Here is a 19,105-nt window from a genome sequence, read left to right on the forward strand (position 1 = left end):
CCGGGTCGCCATCGGGTGCGGCCGGTGCGCCGGGTGTCACGGCTTGCGGCCCACCGCACCCCAGATGGCCACGTCGCGGGGATCCGGCCGCTCGTCGTCCGGCTCGGGCCGCCACTCGCTGACCGGTACGACGCCCGGTTCCAGGATGTCGAGATCGTCGAACAGGGCGGTGAACTCGGCCCGGTCCCGGGTCCACACGTCGGACCGGCCCTCGTCGCGCATCCGGCGGTGCGCCGCCTGGTGTTCCGGCGGCGAGAAGTCGAGCGTGGCGTGCGTGGCCACCAGGTAGCTCCCGCTGGGCAGCGCGGACAGCAGCCGCTTCACCAGCGGCTGCGCGGCGCCCTCGCCGGGTACGAAGTGGAGCACGGCGACGAGCATCAGCGCCACCGGCCGGGACAGGTCCAGCGTCCCGCGCAGCGACGGGTGCGCCAGGATCACCTCGGGCTCCCGCAGGTCCGCCTCGATGTACGTGGTCCGGCCCTGCTCGCTGCTGGTGAGCAGGGCGCGGGCGTGCGTCATGACCAGCGGATCGTTGTCGACGTACACGATCCGGCTCTCCGGCGCGACCCGCTGGGCGACCTCGTGGGTGTTGTCGGCGGTCGGCAGGCCGGTGCCGATGTCGAGGAACTGCCGGATGCCGGCCTCCGCCGCCAGGTGGCGGGTCGCCCGCTGGAGCATCGCGCGGTTCGCCCGGGCGCCGATCCGCACCCCGGGGAAGCGCCGCGCGAACTCGTCCGCGGACTCCCGGTCGGCGGCGAAGTTGTCCTTGCCGCCGAGCCAGTAGTTGTACCGCCGGGCCGGATGTGCAACTGACACGTCGAAGGCCGCCCTCTCCGGATTGCGCTCGCCCATGTTCTCCCCGTCCGTCGGAGCCGTCATGCTACCGCCGAGTCGCGGTTGCCGGGAGCATCGGCCGGGTACGTCCCGGCGCCCGGATCGCCCGCCGCACCGCCCGATCATGCGGCCCGCCCGAGCACCCGGTCGGGGTGCTCGGGCGGGCCGGATCTCGTACGGGCTACCCGGCGGCGGGCGGGTCCTGTCCGGCCAGCTCCCGGACCACCGCGATCGGGCAGTGGGCGTGCTGCAGGAGCTGCTGGCTCACCGACCCGAGCAGCAGGCCGGTGAAGCCGCCGCGGCCACGGGAACCCACCACCACCAGGGCGGCGTCCCGGCTGCGCTGGATGAGCGCCTCGGCCGCAGATCCGAGGACGACCTCGGTGCTGACCTCCAGGCCGGCCGCGGATGACCGGTGGACCAGGTCGTCCAGCGCCGCCTGCGCGCGGGCGACCACGGCGCCGGCGTCCCGGTCCGCCGGGTCGGCGGGCCAGTCCTCCGGCGCGGGCAGCGCCCGGACCACGGACAGCCGCAGGCCGCGGGCGGTGGCCCGGCCGGCCGCGAAGTCCAGGGCACGCAGCGAGTGCTCCGACCCGTCGACGCCGACCAGGACGGGTCCGCTCGGCACGCCCGGGCCCTCCCGGACGACCACCACCGGGCAGTGCGCGTGGGCGGTCAGCGCCACCGTGGTGGAGCCGGTGAGCAGGCCGGTGAAGCCGCCGTGTCCGCGGCTGCCCAGCACCAGCATGGCGGCCCCGGCCGAGGCGTCCAGCAGCCGGCTGACCGGCGGCCCGTCGAGCACCTCGGCGCTCACCGAGACCCCGGGGTGGCTGCCGGCGGCCTTGGCCACCGCGTCGTCGAGCAGCTCGGCCACCCGGCGCCGGGCCTCGGCGTCGCCGGTCATGTTCGGCGGTACGCCCATGCCCACGGCCGGGCCGAGCCAGCTGTACGCGGTGAGCCACTCGAACCCGTACCCGAGCCGCACCGGGCCGCCGGTGCGGGCCGCCTCGTCCAGCGCCCAGGCCAGGGCGAGGTTGGCACCGGCCGAGCCGTCGTACCCGACCAGGATGGTCTTCTCGTTCGTCATCGCCGCTCCTTTCCTTCGCCCGGGCCGGCCGAAGGGGCGCCGGTCCGGGTTGGCGTGGTCGTCCGGCTGCGCCGGTCAGGCCGGGGAGACCTCGGTCCCGTGCCAGCGCCACTCGGCGACCATGGGGGCATCCTCACCGTACCGGCGGGTGTGGTCCCGGCACGCCTGCCGGGCGTCGACCATCTCCTGCCGCAGGTGGGCCGCCCGGGTGGCCAGCCCCGGGACCCGGTCGATGACGTCGATGACCAGGTGGAACCGGTCCAGGTCGTTGAGCATCACCATGTCGAACGGGGTGGTGGTGGTCCCCTCCTCCTTGTACCCCCGCACGTGCAGGTTGTGGTGGTTGGTCCGCCGGTAGGTGAGCCGGTGGATCAGCCACGGGTAGCCGTGGTACGCGAAGATGATCGGCTTGTCGGTGGTGAAGATGGTGTCGAACTGCCGGTCCGGCAGGCCGTGCGGGTGCTCGCTCTCCGGTTGCAGCCGCATCAGGTCGACCACGTTGACCACCCGTACCTTCAGTTCCGGCAGGTGCTGCCGGAGCAGGTCGGCGGCGGCCAGGGTCTCCAGCGTCGGTACGTCGCCGGCGCAGGCCAGCACGACGTCCGGCTCGGCGTCGGTGTCGGTGCTGGCCCAGTCCCAGATGCCCAGCCCGCGCCGGCAGTGCATGATCGCGTCGTCCATGGACAGCCAGTTCGGCGCCGGCTGCTTGCCCGCGACCACCACGTTGATGTAGTGCCGGCTGCGCAGGCAGTGGTCCATGGTGGACAGCAGGGTGTTCGCGTCCGGCGGCAGGTAGACCCGGACCACCTCGGCCTTCTTGTTGACCACGTGGTCGATGAAGCCGGGATCCTGGTGCGAGAAGCCGTTGTGGTCCTGCCGCCAGACGTGGCTGGAGAGCAGGTAGTTGAGCGAGGCCACCGGCCGGCGCCACGGGATGTGCCGGGTGGTCTTCAGCCACTTGGCGTGCTGGTTGAGCATCGCGTCGACGATGTGGATGAACGCCTCGTAGCTGGTGAAGACCCCGTGCCGGCCGGTCAGCAGGTAGCCCTCCAGCCAGCCCTGGCACAGGTGCTCCGAGAGCACCTCCATGACCCGGCCGTCCGGGGCGAGGTGGTCGTCCCCGGGCAGCGTCTCGCCGAGGAAGGCCCGGCCGGTGACCTCGAAGACCGGGTCCAGCCGGTTGGAGGCCACCTCGTCCGGCCCGAACACCCGGAACCGGTCCGGGTTGGCCGCCACCACGTCCCGCAGCCACCTGCCGCTCGGCCCGATCAGACCGACGACCGGTTCGCCCGGCCGCTCGACCGGTACGGCGTAGTCGCGGAAGTCGGGCAGTACCAGGTCGCGCAGCAGCACGCCGCCGTTGGCGACCGGGTTGGCGCTCATCCGCGCGTCGCCGCGCGGCGGCAGTCCGGTCAGCTCGGCGACCGGCGCGCCGGTGGCGTCGAACAGTTCCTCCGGGTGGTAGCTGCGCAGCCACTTTTCCAGCTCGGCCAGGTGCTCCGGGTTGTCCCGTACCCCGGCCAGCGGCACCTGGTGGGCCCGGAAGGTGCCCTCGACCTGGCGTCCGTCCACCTCGTGCGGTCCGGTCCACCCCTTCGGGGTACGCAGCACCAGCATCGGCCAGCGCGGCCGGCTGACCGGTCCGCCGCCGCGGGCCCGGTGCTGGATGTCCGCGATCTCGTCCAGCGCGCTGTCCAGCGCGGCCGCGAGCGCCTGGTGCACCTGCACCGGGTCGTCGCCGGCCACCACGATCGGCCGGTAGCCGTAGCCGCGCATCACCGAGAGCAGATCCTCCTCGGGGATCCGCGCCAGCACCGTCGGGTTGGCGATCTTGTAGCCGTTGAGGTGCAGGATCGGCAGCACGGCCCCGTCCCGGGCCGGGTTCAGGAAGACGTTCGACAGCCAGCTCGCGGCCAGCGGACCGGTCTCCGCCTCGCCGTCGCCGATCACGCACGCCACCAGCAGGTCCGGGTTGTCGAAGGCCGCGCCGTAGGCGTGCATCAGCGAGTAGCCCAGCTCGCCGCCCTCGTGGATGGAGCCCGGCACCTCGGGGGCGACGTGGCTGGGGATGCCGCCGGGGAAGGAGAACTGCCGGAACAGCCGGGCCATCCCCGCCTCGTCCCGACTGACCGAGGGATAACGTTCGCTGTACGTCCCCTCCAGCCACGTGTTCGCCACGATCGCCGGGCCGCCGTGCCCGGGACCGGTGACGTAGATGGCGTTCAGGTCCCGTTGGACGATGGTCCGGTTGAGGTGCGCGTACAGCAGGTTGAGGCCGGGACTGGTGCCCCAGTGCCCGAGCAGCCGCGGTTTGATGTTGTCCGGACTCAGCGGTTCGCGCAGCAGCGGGTTGTCCAGCAGGTAGATCTGGCCGACGGTGAGGTAGTTGGCGGCCCGCCAGTAGGCGTCCAGCCGGCGCAGCTCGTCGTCGGTCAGGGGTGGGCGGGCGGGTGCTGCGGTCTCGCTCTCCATCAACTCGGAACCTCTCGCGATCGGGGTCAACCGGGTGGCTCGGACCGGTCCAGCCTGCCGGCACGGCCGTCGCCGAACCAGGGCCGAAGGTCCCCGCCGGCCGCGGGGTCGGGCACACCCCGATCCTGCTACCCCTGGACGTAGACCTCGTGCGTCCCGCGCGTGATCAGCACCGGTGCCGTGCAGTGGTACAGCAGCGCCTGACTGACGCCGCCCAGCATGCCCCGCCAGGGCTGCTCGCCGCGGGCGCTGGCCACCACCAGCTCGGCGTCGGTGGTCTCGGCGACGATGACGTCCTTCGGGTCGCCCGTGCGGACCCGCAGCTCGACCGGCACGTCCGGATAGCGTTCCTGGCAGGGGCGGACCGCCTCGTCCAGTTCCACCGCGACCCGGGCCTCGGTGCCGATGGTGTCCTCCACCGGATCCCAGGCGCGGACCACCCGCAGCCGGTCGCCGCGCCGCCGGGCCGCGTCGAACGCCTGCTCCAGGGCCTGCTGGGAGCTTGCGGAGCCGTCCACGCCGACCACCACCAGGCCGGTTCCGGGCACGGTCGTCCGGGCGACCAGCACGCTGCAGCCGGCCCGCGCGGTGACCTGCAACGGGGTGGCGTCCACCGGTACGCCGCCGGAGCCGCCCAGCCCGCCGTCGCCGATCACCAGCAGGGCCGCCGCGCCGGACTCGCGGAGCAGGATCGCGGCGGGCGGCCCCTCCAGCAGGGCGGCGCTCACCGGCACGCCCGGCGCGGTCTCGGCGCCGCAGGCCACGGCCCGTTCGGTGATCTCCTCGGCCGGTTCGCGCAGCTCGTCCGCCGGCGCGTACGGGTCGGGTGCCCAGTTGAAGGCGTGCACGATCCGCAACGGCCGGTCGTGCAGTTCGGCCTCCCGCGCGGCCAGCCGGACAGCCGCCATCGCCAGCGCCGAGCCGTCCACGCCGACCACCACCGGCGGCACGTCCCGCGCGGCCGGGCCGGGGGAGTCGGGCATGGCCGCCGGGGTGGCGGTCCACGCGTCGGGAGCGTCGGTATCGGGCACCACGTCGCCTACCACCTAGCCACCGTAGCCGGGCGTGGCGGGCCGGAAGGCGTCGTTGCGCCACAAGAGGACGACCGGGTGGGGTTTGTCGGGTGTACTCGGACGCCGGTGCGCGGGCGGGGCGTCAGGCGCGGTGCGCGGGCGGGGCGGCCGTGACCCGCAGCAGCGCGACGGTGGCGTTGTCCGCGCCGCCGGCCGCGAGGGTGTCCGCGGCGAGTTGTTCGGCGATCTCGTGCAGCTGCGCCGGGCGGCCCAACTGCTGCCGCAGGCGCTGGTAGTCGAGCTGGTCGCTGACGCCGTCGGTGCACAGGCAGTAGACGTCACCCGGCAGCAGCGACACGTTCAGCAGGTCCGGCTCCGGTTGCTCGGGGTGGCCGACGTACCGGGTGAGCTGGTACCGCGCGGCGGCGGCCTCCGCCGAGTCGGCCGGATACCAGCCGTGCACCACGCCCAGCCAGGCGGTCGTGTGGTCGGTGGTGAGCAGCTCCAGCAGCCCGGCCCGCAGCCGGTAGACCCGGGAGTCGCCGAGCTGGACGACCCAGGCGTCCCGGGCGGCGGCACCGGCGAGCAGGGCCGACAGCGTGCACCCGGTCAGCTCACCCAGATCGGCGCCGGCGCGTACCACCTGGTCCTGCACCTCGGCCAGCGCGGCGCGCAACCCGTCGCCGCCGACCTCCGGGCCGGCGGTGTGGATCTCGTCGACCAGGGTGGCCATCGCGGTCATCCCGGCCAGCGTGCTGCCCGGACCGCCGCCCATCCCGTCGGCGACGGCCAGGAACGGCAGGTCGCCGTCCACGTGCAACACGTCGAAGTTCGTCGGGTAGCGGCTGCCCACGCAGGTGGCGCCGGCCGCCTCCAGCCGGCGGCGGCCCCGGTCGAAGCCGCGGGTGCCCGCGGTGACCGCGGGCGCTCGTCCGCCACCGGCCACCGGCCGCGGACTGTCGGTCGCCGGTTGGGCACTGTCGGTCGCGGGTTGCATCGTGCCAGTATGGCGGTTCTTGTCCGGACTGCGTGGCTCAACGCCGAGCCCCGGCCGCGCCGCGTGCCCGCCGCGTGCTCACCCGGGGCCGGCCTCGTGCCCGCCGGGTGGCGGCCGGGCCGCGCGGCCGGAAATGATGGGGACATGGCTAATCCGGCGATCCTCACCGTCGATGACGATCCCGCGGTGTCCCGCTCGGTGGCGCGGGACGTGCGCCACCGGTACGGCGACCGGTACCGGGTGGTCCGCGCGACCTCCGGGGCGGAGGCGCTCGGCGCGCTCCGGGAGATCAAGCTGCGCGGCGACGAGGTGGCCCTGCTGCTGGCCGACTACCGGATGCCGGAGATGAACGGCCTGGAGTTCCTGGAGGCCGCCATGGACCTGTTTCCGCTGGCCCGCCGGGTGCTGCTGACCGCGTACGCGGACACCGACGCGGCCATCCAGGCGATCAACGTGGTGGACCTGGACCACTACCTGCTCAAGCCCTGGCACCCGCCGGAGGAGAAGCTCTACCCGGTGCTGGACGGCCTGCTGGAGGCGTGGCGGTCGGTGCCCCGGTCGCCGGCCGGCGAGGTACGCCTGGTGGGGCACCGCTGGTCGGCCCCCTCCTACAAGCTGCGCGACTTCCTGGCCCGCAACCTGGTGCCCTACCGCTGGCTGCTGACCGAGGACCCGGAGGCCGAGCGGCTGATGACGGCGGCCGGGGTGGGTCCGGCCGACGTACCCCTGGTGGTGACCGCGGACGGCAAGTCGCTGGTCGCCCCCACCCCGGCCGAGCTGGCCGCGGAGGTCGGGCTGACCACGTCGCCGGCCGCCGAGTTCTACGACCTGGTGGTGGTCGGCGCCGGCCCGGCCGGGCTGGGCGCCGCGGTGTACGGCGCCTCGGAGGGGCTGCGCACCGTGCTGGTGGAGAGCCGCGCCACCGGCGGGCAGGCCGGGCAGAGCAGCCGGATCGAGAACTATCTCGGCTTTCCGGACGGGGTGTCGGGGGCGCAGTTGACCGACCGGGCCCGCCGGCAGGCGCTCAAGTTCGGCGCGGAACTGCTCAGCACCCGGCGGGTGGTCGGGCTGCGGGCGGCCGGTGCCACCCGGTTGATCGAGTTCGACGACGGGAGTTCGGTGGCGGCGCACGCCGTGGTGCTGGCCACCGGCGTGTCCTACCGGCTGCTCGACGCGCCCGGACTGGCCGAGCTGACCGGCCGCGGGGTCTTCTACGGCTCGGCCTCCACCGAGGCGCCGAGCTGCGTGGACCAGGACGTCTACATCGTCGGCGGGGCCAACTCCGCGGGCCAGGCCGCCGTCCACTTCTCCCGGTACGCCCGGCGGGTCCACCTGCTGATCCGGGGGGCCGACCTGACCCGGTCGATGTCCCGGTATCTGATCGAACAGCTCGACCGGATCGACGCGGTGCAGGTGCACCCGCACACCACGGTGGTCGGCGGGCTCGGCGGGGAACACCTGGAACGGCTCACCCTGTGCGACGGCCCGACCGGCCACACCCGCCAGGTCGACACCTCCTGGCTGTTCGTCTTCATCGGGGCGGAACCGCGCACCGAGTGGCTCGACGGGGTGCTGTCCCGCGACCCGCGCGGCTTCGTGCTGACCGGCTCGGACCTGCTGGTCGAGGGGCGCCGGCCGACCGGCTGGATGCTGCCCCGCGACCCCTACCACCTGGAATCCAGCGTGCCCGGCGTGTTCGTGGCCGGCGACGTGCGGGCCGACTCGGTCAAGCGGGTCGCCTCGGCCGTCGGCGAGGGCGCCATGGCCGTTTCGCTGGCCCACCGCTACCTGGAGTCGTCATGACACCCACGCTGAGCGCCGCGCAGCTGCGCACGCTGTTCCTGTTCGAGAGCCTCTCCGCCGAGCAGCTCGACTGGCTGTCCGACCGCGGCCGGGTCGAGGAGCGCGCCGGCGGGTCGGCCGTCTACACCGAAGGTGAGGACGCCACCTGCTTCTTCGTGCTGCTCGACGGGACCGTGGCGATGACCCAGCGGGTGCACGGCGACGAGATCGAGGTCAACCGCACCGCCCAGCGGGGCGTCTACGCCGGCGCCACCCGCGCGTACATGGCCGACCGGGACTCCGACGTGTACTCCAACTCGCTGCTGGCGGTCACCGACTGCGAGTTCTTCGTGCTGCCCGCCGAGGACTTCGGCGACGCCGTCCGCAACTGGTTCCCGATGTCCATGCACCTGCTGGAGGGGCTGTTCCTCGGCATGCGGGCCAACCAGACCGCGGTGGGCGAGCGGCAGCGGTTGCAGGCGCTCGGCGCGCTCACCGCGGGGCTGACCCACGAGCTGAACAACCCGGCCGCGGCGGCCGTGCGGGCCACCTCGGCGCTGCGCGACCGGGTGGCCGGGATGCGGCACAAGCTCGCCATGATCGCCGACGGACGCCTCGACGGCCACCAGTTGCACCGGCTGGTCGAGTTGCAGGAGCAGGCGGTCAAGCGGGCGGCGTCGGCTCCGGAGCGGACGCCGTTGCAGGTCAGCGACGCCGAGGACACGGTGGCGGACTGGCTGGACGAGCACGACATCACCGGCGGCTGGGACCTGGCGCCGACGCTGGTGGCCGGCGGCGTCGAGGTCGAGTGGCTGGACGGGATCGCCGACGCGGTCGGGGCGGCCGACCTGGAGGCCGGCGTGCGCTGGCTGACCTACACGGTGGACACCGAACTGCTGATCGCGGAGATCGACGACGCGGTGAGCCGGATCTCCGGCCTGGTCGGCGCGGCCAAGCAGTACTCCCAGCTCGACCGGGCCGCGCACCGGACGGTGGACGTGCACGACCTGCTGAAGGCCACGCTGGCGATCCTGAAGGCCAAGATCCCGCCCGGGGTGCAGGTGGTCAAGGACTTCGACCGCAGCCTGCCGGCGATCCCCGCGTACCCGGCCGAACTGAACCAGGTCTGGACGAACCTCATCGACAACGCGCTGGCCGCGATGGGCGGGACCGGGACGCTCAGCGTCCGCACGTACCGGGCGGGTGAGTGCGTGGCCGTGGAGATCGGCGACACCGGCCGGGGCATCGACCCGGAGATCCGGCCGCGGATCTTCGAACCGTTCTTCACCACCAAGCCGGTCGGCGAGGGCACCGGGCTGGGCCTGGACATCTCGTACCGGATCGTGGTCAACAAGCACCACGGCGACATCCGGGTCGCCTCGGAGCCGGGCCGCACCCGCTTCGAGGTGCTGCTTCCGCTGGTCGCACCGGAGTAGCAGGTCTCACCCCGGGGCGGCGCCCGCTCGGCTCGCACCGGTCGGTGCCGTCCGGCACACTGTCGCGGTGGACAACCGAGCCCAGGACGACGGCGGCCGTACGGCGGGTCTGCGCAGCGCCGTGGTGGTCAACCCGGTGAAGGTGACCGATCTGGACGGACTGCGGGCGAGGGTGACCGACACGCTGGCCGGGGCCGGCTGGCCGGAGCCGGCGTGGTTCGAGACGACCGTGCGGGATCCGGGTGCGGGGCAGACCCGGCAGGCCGTCGAGGACGGCGCACAACTGGTGTTCGTCTGCGGCGGCGACGGCACCGTGCTGTCCTGCGTCAACTCGCTGGTCGGCACCGACGTGGCCCTCGCGGTACTGCCCAGCGGCACCGGCAACCTGCTGGCGGCCAACCTGGGGCTCTCCACCGATCTGGGCACCGGGTTGCAGGTGGCGCTGGAACGGGGCCGCCGCCGGCTGGACGTGGGAGAGTTCGAGGGTCGCTACTTCACGGTGATGGCCGGGATGGGGTTCGACGCCCAGATGCTGGCGGCCACCAGCGAGACCACCAAGAAGCGGATCGGCTGGCCCGCGTACGTCATCGGGGCCGCCCGGCACCTGCGGGACCGGCCGATGCGGCTGGAGATCAGCATCGACGGTGCGCCGCCGGTGCGCTGGCGGGCCAGGTCGGTGCTTGTCGCGAACGTCGGCCGGCTCCAGGGCGGGGTACGGCTGCTCAGCGAGGCCGAGCCGGACGACGGGCTGCTGGACGTGGCCATCCTGACCCCGCGCAGCGTGCACCACTGGCTCGCGATGGGCTGGGCGGTGCTGCGCCGGCGCGACCGGGTGCCCCGGATGCAGGTGCTGCGCGGGCGGACGGTGGAGATCACCAGCCGCCGGCCGGAGCCGCGGGAACTCGACGGGGACGTGATCGAGCCCGGACGCACGCTGAACGTGCGCATCCGGCCCGAGGCGCTGTGGCTGTCCGTGCCGCGACCCGCGGACGCGCCGGACCTGTCGTACGACGCGGCGGCGGTGGCCGAGCGCGGCGAGCGGTCGGCCGGTGGGACGCGGGGTGAGTAGTACCCGGCTGGTGCCGGAGACCCGGCTGATGGCGTGCGAGGAACTGACCGCCGACGACGCCTGGCGCACGCTGCGCCGGCACGGCGGCTGGCACCTGCTGCGGGACGCGTTCGTCCGGTTCCGCTACGGCGACGGGTTCAGCCACTCCCGCGCGTTGGCCCTGCAACTCTGCCTCGCCGTGGTGCCGTTCCTGATCGCCCTCACCGGGCTGATCGGCGACCTGAGCGGGCAGCGGGGCGGTCGGGTGATCGCCGAGACGGTCGTGGCGATCACGCCCGGGTCCAGCGAGGACCTGGTGCACAGCCTGCTGGACAACCAGGGTCACTCCGCGGACACCGGTGAGTTGGCACTGGTGCTCGGCCTGCTCACCGGCCTGGTGGCGCTGACCACCACGATGGCGCAGATCGAGCGCGGCGCCAACCGGATCTACGGCGTCGAGCGGGACCGGCCGGTGCTGCGCAAATACGTGCGCGCCTCGATCCTGGCGGTCTGCGCCGGCGTGCCGGCGCTGGTCGGGTTCCTGATCCTGGTGGCCGGCCGGCCGCTCGGGAACGCGGTGCAGCGCAACTACGAGTGGGGCTGGTGGGCGAACACCGCGTGGGCGGTGGTGCGCTGGCCGTTGAGCCTCGGCCTGACCGTGTTCGCGGTGGCCGTGCTGTTCCGCCACGCGCCGCGCCGCCAGCAGCCGGGTCTGTCCTGGCTGCTGTTCGGGGCCAGCATCGGCACCGCACTGTGGTGGCTGGCCAGCCTGCTGCTGGCCGGGTACGTCCGGTTCAGCGGCTCGTTTGGGCAGACGTACGGGCAGCTCACCGGCATGATGGCGCTGCTGCTGTGGGCCAACCTGACCGGTGTGGCGCTGTTCGGCGGGCTGTCGTTCGGCGCCCAGTTGGAGGCGCTGCGGGTGGGCGTGCGGGACCCGGCGCAGCCGGACCGGTGGGAGCCGGTGGTCGCCGCCGAGCCAGGTGCGGCCGGCGGGAAGCCCGGTGCGGTCGCCGCGGAGCCCGGCGCGGCCGCCGCCGAGCCCGGTGTACCGGAACCGATGATCGGGTAATCCGGCTGCCCAGACGGACAGGGAGGCCCGGGTTGGTGACCACGGTCAGGGAACGGATACGGCAACCGCTCGGCCACTTCGCCGAGCGCAGCATGGCCGGGCTGCTCGCGGTGGCCGGCTGCGGGGTGGCGTTCGGGGTCCTGCTCACGCTGGTCCGTCTCCGCTGGGATCCGCTGTACCACGCCGACCATTCGGCGGCCGCCTGGTTCAACGGCCTGGTGGCGCCGCACCACGCGCTGGTCACGGTGCTCAAGGCGGCAACCGACCTGGGCGGCCGGCCGATGCTGGTCTGGCTGGTCAGCATCGGCATGGTCGGCCTGCTGATCCGCCGGCAGCCGCGGCTGGCCGCGTACCTGGTGATCACCGGCGTCGGCGGGCTCATCCTCGACCCGTCGCTCAAGGCGGCCGTCGGCCGGCTCCGCCCGGTGGTCGAGTCGCCGGTCGCACACGCGCCCGGCAACAGCTTCCCGAGCGGGCACTCGCTCGGCTCGTTCGTCGCCTACGGCGCGCTGCTGCTGGTGTTCCTGCCGGCCATCCGGTCCCGCTGGCGCGGCGCGGCCGTCGCGCTGGCCGCCGCCGTCATCGTGCTGGTCGGGCTGACCCGCGTCGCGCTGGGCGTGCACTTCGTCAGCGACGTGCTGGCCGGCTGGCTGCTCGGCGCCGCGTGGCTCGGCGTCACCGCGTACGCGTTCCGGCTGATGCGCCGGGAGCGGGGCCGGCCGGTGCCGCCGCTGCGCGAGGGCCTGGAACCGGAGGCCGGCAGCGAGATCAAGCCGGCGCCCGACGAGGAACGGCTGCTGGAGCATCCGCGTTCGGCGGTGGCCGAACTCGTGGTCGGCTGGGTACTGGTGTTCGGCGCGCTGTACGGCTTCGGCATGCTCGTCAGCTACCACGCCCAGGGCACCTTCCTGGCCACCCTCGACGACGTCGTGCCGCGCTGGTTCGCCGACCGGCGTACCGGGCCGCTCACCGATCTCAGTTGGTGGTGGAGCAAGGCCGGCGACACCCACGCGGTCCTGCTGGTCTGCCTCGTCTTCTGCCCGATCGCGCTGGCCGCCTGGCGGCGCTGGCGTCCGGTGTTGTTCGTCGTGCTGGCGATGTTCGGCGAACTGGGCCTCTTCCTGGCCAGCGCCAGGGTGGTGCAGCGGCCCCGGCCGCCGGTGGAGCACCTGGACGGCCCCCTGCCGACCTCCTCGTTCCCCTCCGGCCACATCGCCGCCACCATCTGCCTCTACGCGGCCATGGCGCTGCTGGTGCTGGGCCGGACCGGCCGGTGGTGGCGGTGGATCTTCGTGGCGCTGGCGGTGATCATGCCGATCGGGGTGGCGACCTCGCGGATGTACCGCGGCATGCACCATCCGACGGACTTCATGGGCGCCATCCTGCTGGCCGCGCTCTGGATCACCGCGCTCTACTGGATCGTCCGGCCCAATGCCGACTCGGACCGGGCCGGCCGGGAGAGCGCCGGCCCGGACGGTGCCGGCCCGGACCGCACGGGCGTGGACGGTGCCGACCCGGACGGTGCCGACCCGGACCGTGCGGGCGTGGACGGCGCCGGCCCGGACCGTGCGGGCGTGGACCGTGCCGACCCGGACCGTGGCGACCCGGATCGTGCGGGCGTGGGCGGTGCCGACCCGGTCCAGGCCGGGACGCCGGAGGCGGGCAGGGCCACGGAGACGGTGCCCCGGTGCGGGTGATGACCTGGAACATCAAGACCGGCGGCCGGGACGGTGCCGACACCGGCCGGCTGGACCGGGTGATCCGGGTCGCCGCCGAGGCCGCTCCGGACGTACTCGCCCTCCAGGAGCTACGCGGTTTCGGCCGCGCCGGCCGGCTGGCCCGGCTGGCCACGGCGCTCGGGCTGCGCCCCTTCCTGGCCCGCTCCTGGCGCGGTCAGCCGGTGGCGGTGCTGGTCCGCCCCGACTGGCCGGTCGGCGCCGCCGGGCCGGTGCGCCGTCCGTTCCACCACGCCGCCCAGCGGGTCACCCTCGGCACGTCCGCCGGCCCGCTCCTGGTGATCGGCACCCATCTGCAGCCGTACTCCGGCTCGTGGCGGCTGCGCGAGGCGGGTTGGCTCGCGGCGGCGCTGCGGCGCCGGCCGCTGGCGCTGCTGGCCGGCGACCTGAACACCCTCGACCCGTGGTCGGCGCACGCCGGGCGGCTGGCCCGGCTGGACGCGGCGTACCGGCGCCGGCACCTGCGGCGCGACGGCACGGTCGACAGCCGCGCGGTGGCCCGGCTCGCCGGGACCGGCCTGGTGGACCTGTTCCGGGCGGTCGGCAGCGGCGACGGGCACACCGCGCCGACGACCGGGGTACGCGGACCGGAGTTCGCCGCGATGCGCCTGGACTACCTGCTGGCCAGCCCCGACCTGGCCCGGTACGCCCGCGGCTGCACGGTGCTGCGCGGCGGCGACGCCGAGACGGCCTCCGACCACTATCCGCTGCTGGCGCAGTTCGAGCTGACCCCGGGTACGCTGCCGGACCATGGGGGATCCTGAACTGCTGGCCAGCGGCCGGGACGCCGACGTGTTCGCGGTGGACGAGCACCGGGTGCTGCGCCGGTACCGGCACGGCGGGGACGCCACCGCCGAGGCCGAGGTGCTTGCCTACCTCGCCGACCGCGGCGTGCCGGTGCCCCGGGTGTACGCCGCCGACGGCCCGGACCTGGTGCTGGAGCGGATCGGCGGCCCCACCCTGTTGCGGGCGCTGCTCGCCGGGGAGTGCACCCCGGGCGCCGCGGCCGGCATCCTGGTCGAGTTGCAGTCCGCGCTGCACGCCGTACCGCCGCTGCGCGGGGCGGACCCGGCGGACCGGATCCTGCATCTCGACCTGCACCCCGACAACGTCATGCTGGACCCGCGCGGACCCGTGCTGATCGACTGGCGGAACGCCACCGAGGGTCCGCCGGAGTTCGACGTGGCGGTGACCGCGCTGATTCTCGCCGAGGTGGCGGTGGATGACACCGCCTCGCTGGTGCCCGGTGGCGGGGCGACGGTAGCGGCGCTGGCCGGGGAGGTGCTGGCCGCGTTCCTGAGCGGTTCGGCGCGCCGGCCGGAGAGCCAGCTGGACCGGGCCGCGCAGCTGCGCCGGCGCAACGAGACGCTCTCGGCGGCCGAGCGGGGCCGCATCGGCGCCGCCGCGGCACTGGTACGCCGGCGCGCCGAGACGGTTAGGCTGGCGGGATGACGAACCCGCCCGCGCCCCGCCGGGCTCGCGCGGCGAACGCATCGGTGCCGCGCGGTGCGGACGCCGCGCGGCCGACGCCCCTGCGCGATCCCCGCGCCCGGCCGGCGCCGCTGCTGCGCCGGTTGATCGGGGCGGTGCTGCGCCGGATCCGGCTGCGCCAGGGCCGCACCCTGCGCGACGTGTCGCAGGCGGCCGGGGTGTCGCTGCCGTACCTGTCGGAGCTGGAACGGGGCCGGAAGGAACCGTCCTCGGAGGTGCTCGGCTCGATCTGCCGGGCGCTCGGGATGCACCTGGCCGATCTGCTCGACGAGGTGCGCGACGAGCTGCTGCGGATGGAGCCGGGCGCGCTGGCACCCCGCGGCTCGTTGGCTTCCCGCGGCTCGTTGGCCTCGCACGGCTCGTTGGCCTCCCACGGCTCGTTGGCCTCCCACGGCCGGCAGGTCGCGGATCCGGCCCGGTCCGGCCGTCCCGGTGCCGCGGCGGGCCGCGCCGGTGTGCTGCGGGTCGAGGCCCGCGCCGGTGTGCCGGTCCTGCTCGGTGGCGCCGCGGCGCATCCGGCCGGCACCGTCGCCGCCGGTGCCCAAGCGCCGGGTACGTCCGGCGGGCCCGCCGGATCGGGTACGGCCGCGCCGGTGGTCCGGTGGGTCGCCCCGGTGTACCGGGTGCACCGGATCGGCTTCGGCCCGGTCGGTTCGACCTCGGGCACTTCGGCCTCGGCCGGTTCCGCTTCGGACAGTTCGGCCTCGGACGGTTCGGCGTCGGTCGGTTCGGCCCCGGCTGGTTCGGGTGTGGCGCGCGCGGTCGGTGCGCACGTCGTCCGGCCGCTCGCCTTCCACCTGGTCGGGTTCGGCGGTCCGGACCCGGTCGAGCCAAGCGGTCCCGGTACCGCCGGCGTGGTCGGACTCCGGGTCGGCCACCTGCGGTTGACCCGGCCCGGCCGGGGCCGGTCGGCCCATCCGGGCCGTACCGTGCGGGCCACCACCGGCCTTGGCGCCCGCCGCCGCGGCCGACCGGTGACGAGGCCCGCGGGCGCCGCGGCCATCGGCCCACGGCCGGTCGTCGTGGCCGCCTGACGGTCCGCCGCACGACCCCCGACGGGCCGCCGCACGGTCGGACGGGCCGGCGTACGACCCCGACGGGTCGGCGCACGGTCGGCGCGGGCCGTGCCGGCTTCCGGCCGCCGGGCTCGGCGGTGGTGTCGACGAGTCGACGTGTCGGCTCGGTGGTGTCGACGTGTCGCCGTGTCGGCTCGGTGGTGTCGACGTGTCGCCGTGTCGGCTCGGTGGTGTCGAGGTGTCGGCCGCGCTACAGACTCTGCGGAACCGTGCCGATACCCTCGGTGGCATATTGGGGTCTCTGGATGGCTTCGGCCGCCGGCCCGTGCGGTGCGTACCGTGCGTACGGTCAAGCGGTCGCTTGGAGGTGAACCGCCGGTGGATCCACTTCTGCTCACCGCCGCCTCGACGCTCGTGGCCTGGACGACCACGGAACTGGCGCAGGGCGGCCGGACGGCGGTGACCGCGCTTGTCGACTTCCTGCGTGACCGGTTCCGGCCCGATCCGCAGGCGCGGAAGGCCGTCGAGGCGGTGCTCCAGCAGCCCTCACCGGACACCGCCCGGCTTCTTGCCGAGGAGTTGCACCGCGAGACGCTGCGCGACCCCGCGTTCGGCGCCGAGTTCGTCGCCCGGTGGCGGCAGGCCAACGCGGCGATCGAGGCGAGCACGGGCGGCGTGGTGAACTCGATCTCGGGTGAGGTGCGCGGGCCGGTGGTGCAGGCGCGGGACATCCACGGCGGCGTCTCCTTCGGCGACCCGCGCTGACCGGCGACCCGCGCTGACCGGCGGAGGAGTGCCGGCCCGGGGTCGTCAGTCATACGTCAGGTACCTCAACCGGGCGTGATGAGGTACCTGACGTATGACTGACGGTGCGCGCCGCGCGGCCGGCGGCGCGAAAGGGGGTCGGTGGCGCGGTGGGGGCGGCGCCGCTACGGGATGCGCCGGCCGTGTGCGTCCGGTACGCCGGACTTGCGGTAGAAATAGGCGTTGATCTGGTCGCGCCACTCCTCGGCGCAGCGCAGCTGCTCGTCCAGCAGTTCGGTCACCCGGGCGTACAGCGCGTCGTCGAGCTGGCCGGTCAGCCGCCGCCACCGCTCGTGCATCTCCACCACCTGCGCGACGCCGTCGAAGTGGGTGTCGTAGATGTGCTGGATGACGGTCGAGCCGCTGTGCAGCACGTGCGAATAGGGCACGTGGTGGAAGAAGAGCAGCAACTCGTCGGGGCAGTCCGCCACCGACTCGTACGTCTGCGCCCACGGCGACGGGTACTGGCCGGCGAAACCGGTGCCGGTCGCCCGGGTACGGTCCACCCCGATGCCGTCCCGGTCGGCGAAGTGGTACGTGCCCCACTGGCTGTACTCGTAGCCGTCCACGCCGGGGCCGTAGTGGTTCGCGGGGTTGACCATGAAGCCCACGCCGAGCGGCGCGGTGTACCGCTCGTAGGTCCGCCAGGACCCGTCCATGATCTCGTGCAGCGTCGCGCGGACCGGCTCGGGATCCCCGACCGCCGGCGGCGCGAAGGTCAGCCCGATCCACTCGTCCAGGATGGCCGCCGGGTCGAGCCCGGGGTCCCAGGCGAGCCGGCCGAAGGCGTACAGGTTGGCCTGGGCCAGCGGATGTCCGGTCCAGAACGGGTCGTCGCCCACGTTGGACACCGCGGCCAGGCCGCCCCCGGCGCGCTCGGCGCCGTCCCGCGCCGTCCCGGCGGTCACGTCGGCGACCGTGTGGCCGTCCGGCCCCCAGGGGGTGAAGCGCAGCACCTCGCTCCAGTACGGGGCGAGGTAGCACACGTGCCGCTGCTGGCCGGTGTACTCCTGGGTGACCTGGAACTCCACCGCCAGCCGGGTGTGCGGCATGGCGGCGATCACCGGCGACACCGGCTCACGCGGCTGGAAGTCGATCGGACCGTGCTTGACCTGGAGGATCACGTTCTCCTGGAAGCTGCCGTCCAGCGGTGCGAAGTGGTCGTACGCGGCCCGCGCCCGGTCGGTCGAGCGGTCCCGCCAGTCCTGCCGGTGGTTGTAGACGAAGGCCCGCCAGTGCACCACGCCGCCGAACGGCGCCAGCGCCGCCGCCAGCATGTTCGCGCCGTCGGCGTGGCTGCGGCCGTACGCGAACGGGCCGGGCTGCCCCTCGGAGTCGGCCTTCACCAGGTACCCGCCGAAGTCGGGAATCCGCTGGTAGACCCGGCGGGTGGCGTCCGCCCACCAGGACCGCGCCCGCTCGTCCAGCGGATCCGCGGTGGGCAGCCCGCCGAGCGTCATCGGGGCGGCGAAGCTGACCGACAGGTGCACGCGGATCCCGTACGGCCGGAACTGGTCGGCCAGCTCCGCGACGTCGCCGAGCCGGTCGGTCAACAGCCGGGCCTCGGTGCTGTGTACGTTCACATTGTTCACCGAGACCGCGTTGACCCCGCTGGCCGCCAGCAGCCGCGCGTACCGGCGGACCCGGGCCTCGTCCCGGCGCGCCGCGCCGGCCCGCCAGAAGATGGACCCGCCGGCGTAGCCGCGCTCCACCTGGCCCATCCGATCGACCTCGACGTTGTCCCAGTGGTCCAGCATCCGCAGCCGCAGGGCCGGGCGGTGCCGCTCGGCCGGCCGGTCCCGGAACGCCGCGTCGCCGAGCCGGACCAGGTGGAACAGGCCGTAGAGCAGCCCGGCCGGCCGGTCGGCCAGCAGCACCGTGACGCCGTCCCGCCGAGCCAGCAGGAAGCCCTCGTCGCCGAGCGGCGTCCCGGCGCCGTCCGGCCCGGCCAGCACCTCGGCGGCCACGGCCGGCAGCGGCGCCGCCGAGGTCAGCGCGAACACCACCTCGGCCTTCGCCGAGGCGTCGGCGTCGGCGGCGCTACCGTCGGCGGCGCTGCCGGCGCCCTCCGCGCCCGCGCCGGCCGGCAGCCGGTACGCGGTGCCGCCGTACCGGCCGGCGGCCTCGGCGAGTTCCCGGTGCACGGTGTCCACCAGCGTGCCCGCGCCGGCCACCAGGATCCGCCGCGCCCCGACGGCGCGGAACGCCTCCGCCGGCAGCCAGGCGGGATGTACCTCACTCATGGAACACCTTTCGTTCGCGACTGCGGGGCTGGCAGGACCGGCCGGCTCCTCGCGCTCACGGGTAACACGTTTGT

At 74.4% G+C, this 19,105-nt stretch carries 15 protein-coding genes; 9 read left to right on the forward strand and 6 right to left on the reverse strand.

What is annotated here, in order from left to right; genetic code table 11:
* Nucleotides 1–36 precede the first annotated feature (36 nt).
* The 5 genes from CIK06_RS09710 to CIK06_RS09730 all read right to left on the reverse strand — a co-directional run bounded on the left by CIK06_RS09710 (nt 37) and on the right by CIK06_RS09730 (nt 6,403).
* Nucleotides 37–879, reverse strand: a complete 843-nt coding sequence (locus tag CIK06_RS09710) for an SAM-dependent methyltransferase (RefSeq protein WP_232534114.1) — start codon at nt 877–879, stop codon at nt 37–39.
* 136 nt (nt 880–1,015) lie between these two features.
* Nucleotides 1,016–1,921 (reverse strand): universal stress protein, encoded by a 906-nt coding sequence (locus CIK06_RS09715; protein WP_095564554.1) that lies wholly within the window; start codon nt 1,919–1,921, stop codon nt 1,016–1,018.
* 75 nt (nt 1,922–1,996) lie between these two features.
* A complete protein-coding gene (locus tag CIK06_RS09720; RefSeq protein WP_095564555.1) occupies nt 1,997–4,393 on the reverse strand; it encodes a phosphoketolase in 2,397 nt (798 codons plus the stop codon).
* Nucleotides 4,394–4,521: 128 nt separating this feature from the next.
* Nucleotides 4,522–5,427: a universal stress protein gene (locus tag CIK06_RS09725; protein WP_232534115.1), complete on the reverse strand. Its 906-nt coding sequence runs from the start codon at nt 5,425–5,427 to the stop codon at nt 4,522–4,524.
* A 121-nt stretch (nt 5,428–5,548) separates the two neighbouring features.
* Nucleotides 5,549–6,403: a PP2C family serine/threonine-protein phosphatase gene (locus CIK06_RS09730; protein WP_095564556.1), complete on the reverse strand. Its 855-nt coding sequence runs from the start codon at nt 6,401–6,403 to the stop codon at nt 5,549–5,551.
* Nucleotides 6,404–6,547: 144 nt separating this feature from the next.
* Here CIK06_RS09730 and CIK06_RS09735 point away from each other — a divergent pair, with 144 nt between their 5' ends.
* From CIK06_RS09735 to CIK06_RS09780, 9 genes are all read left to right on the forward strand, one after another.
* Nucleotides 6,548–8,206, forward strand: a complete 1,659-nt coding sequence (locus CIK06_RS09735; RefSeq protein WP_095564557.1) for an FAD-dependent oxidoreductase — start codon at nt 6,548–6,550, stop codon at nt 8,204–8,206.
* On the forward strand, nt 8,203–9,621 hold the full coding sequence (locus tag CIK06_RS09740) for an ATP-binding protein (RefSeq protein WP_095564558.1): 1,419 nt from the start codon (nt 8,203–8,205) through the stop codon (nt 9,619–9,621). Before CIK06_RS09735 ends, CIK06_RS09740 begins: the two co-directional genes overlap by 4 nt.
* Before the next feature lie 67 nt (nt 9,622–9,688).
* Nucleotides 9,689–10,690 carry a diacylglycerol kinase family protein gene (locus CIK06_RS09745; protein ID WP_095564559.1) on the forward strand — a complete coding sequence of 334 codons (1,002 nt, stop codon included), beginning with the start codon at nt 9,689–9,691 and terminating at the stop codon, nt 10,688–10,690.
* Complete coding sequence (locus CIK06_RS09750; protein ID WP_095564560.1) at nt 10,683–11,741, forward strand: YihY/virulence factor BrkB family protein; 1,059 nt, start codon at nt 10,683–10,685, stop codon at nt 11,739–11,741. The genes CIK06_RS09745 and CIK06_RS09750 overlap by 8 nt, the downstream gene beginning before the upstream one ends.
* A 92-nt stretch (nt 11,742–11,833) precedes the next feature.
* A complete protein-coding gene (locus tag CIK06_RS09755) occupies nt 11,834–13,438 on the forward strand; it encodes a phosphatase PAP2 family protein (protein ID WP_369916197.1) in 1,605 nt (534 codons plus the stop codon).
* Nucleotides 13,438–14,241, forward strand: a complete 804-nt coding sequence (locus CIK06_RS09760; protein ID WP_095567696.1) for an endonuclease/exonuclease/phosphatase family protein — start codon at nt 13,438–13,440, stop codon at nt 14,239–14,241. Before CIK06_RS09755 ends, CIK06_RS09760 begins: the two co-directional genes overlap by 1 nt.
* Nucleotides 14,228–14,929, forward strand: a complete 702-nt coding sequence (locus CIK06_RS09765; RefSeq protein WP_095564561.1) for a phosphotransferase — start codon at nt 14,228–14,230, stop codon at nt 14,927–14,929. The genes CIK06_RS09760 and CIK06_RS09765 overlap by 14 nt, the downstream gene beginning before the upstream one ends.
* Nucleotides 14,926–16,002, forward strand: a complete 1,077-nt coding sequence (locus CIK06_RS32130) for a helix-turn-helix domain-containing protein (RefSeq protein WP_198348171.1) — start codon at nt 14,926–14,928, stop codon at nt 16,000–16,002. The genes CIK06_RS09765 and CIK06_RS32130 overlap by 4 nt, the downstream gene beginning before the upstream one ends.
* A gap of 360 nt (nt 16,003–16,362) precedes the next feature.
* Nucleotides 16,363–16,749: a hypothetical protein gene (locus CIK06_RS09780; protein ID WP_095564563.1), complete on the forward strand. Its 387-nt coding sequence runs from the start codon at nt 16,363–16,365 to the stop codon at nt 16,747–16,749.
* A gap of 164 nt (nt 16,750–16,913) precedes the next feature.
* Here CIK06_RS09780 and CIK06_RS09785 read toward each other — a convergent pair whose 3' ends face one another.
* Complete coding sequence (locus CIK06_RS09785) at nt 16,914–19,031, reverse strand: alpha-glucuronidase (protein ID WP_095564564.1); 2,118 nt, start codon at nt 19,029–19,031, stop codon at nt 16,914–16,916.
* Nucleotides 19,032–19,105: the final 74 nt, after the last annotated feature.

This window comes from Plantactinospora sp. KBS50, assembly GCF_002285795.1.
GTDB lineage: Bacteria > Actinomycetota > Actinomycetes > Mycobacteriales > Micromonosporaceae > KBS50.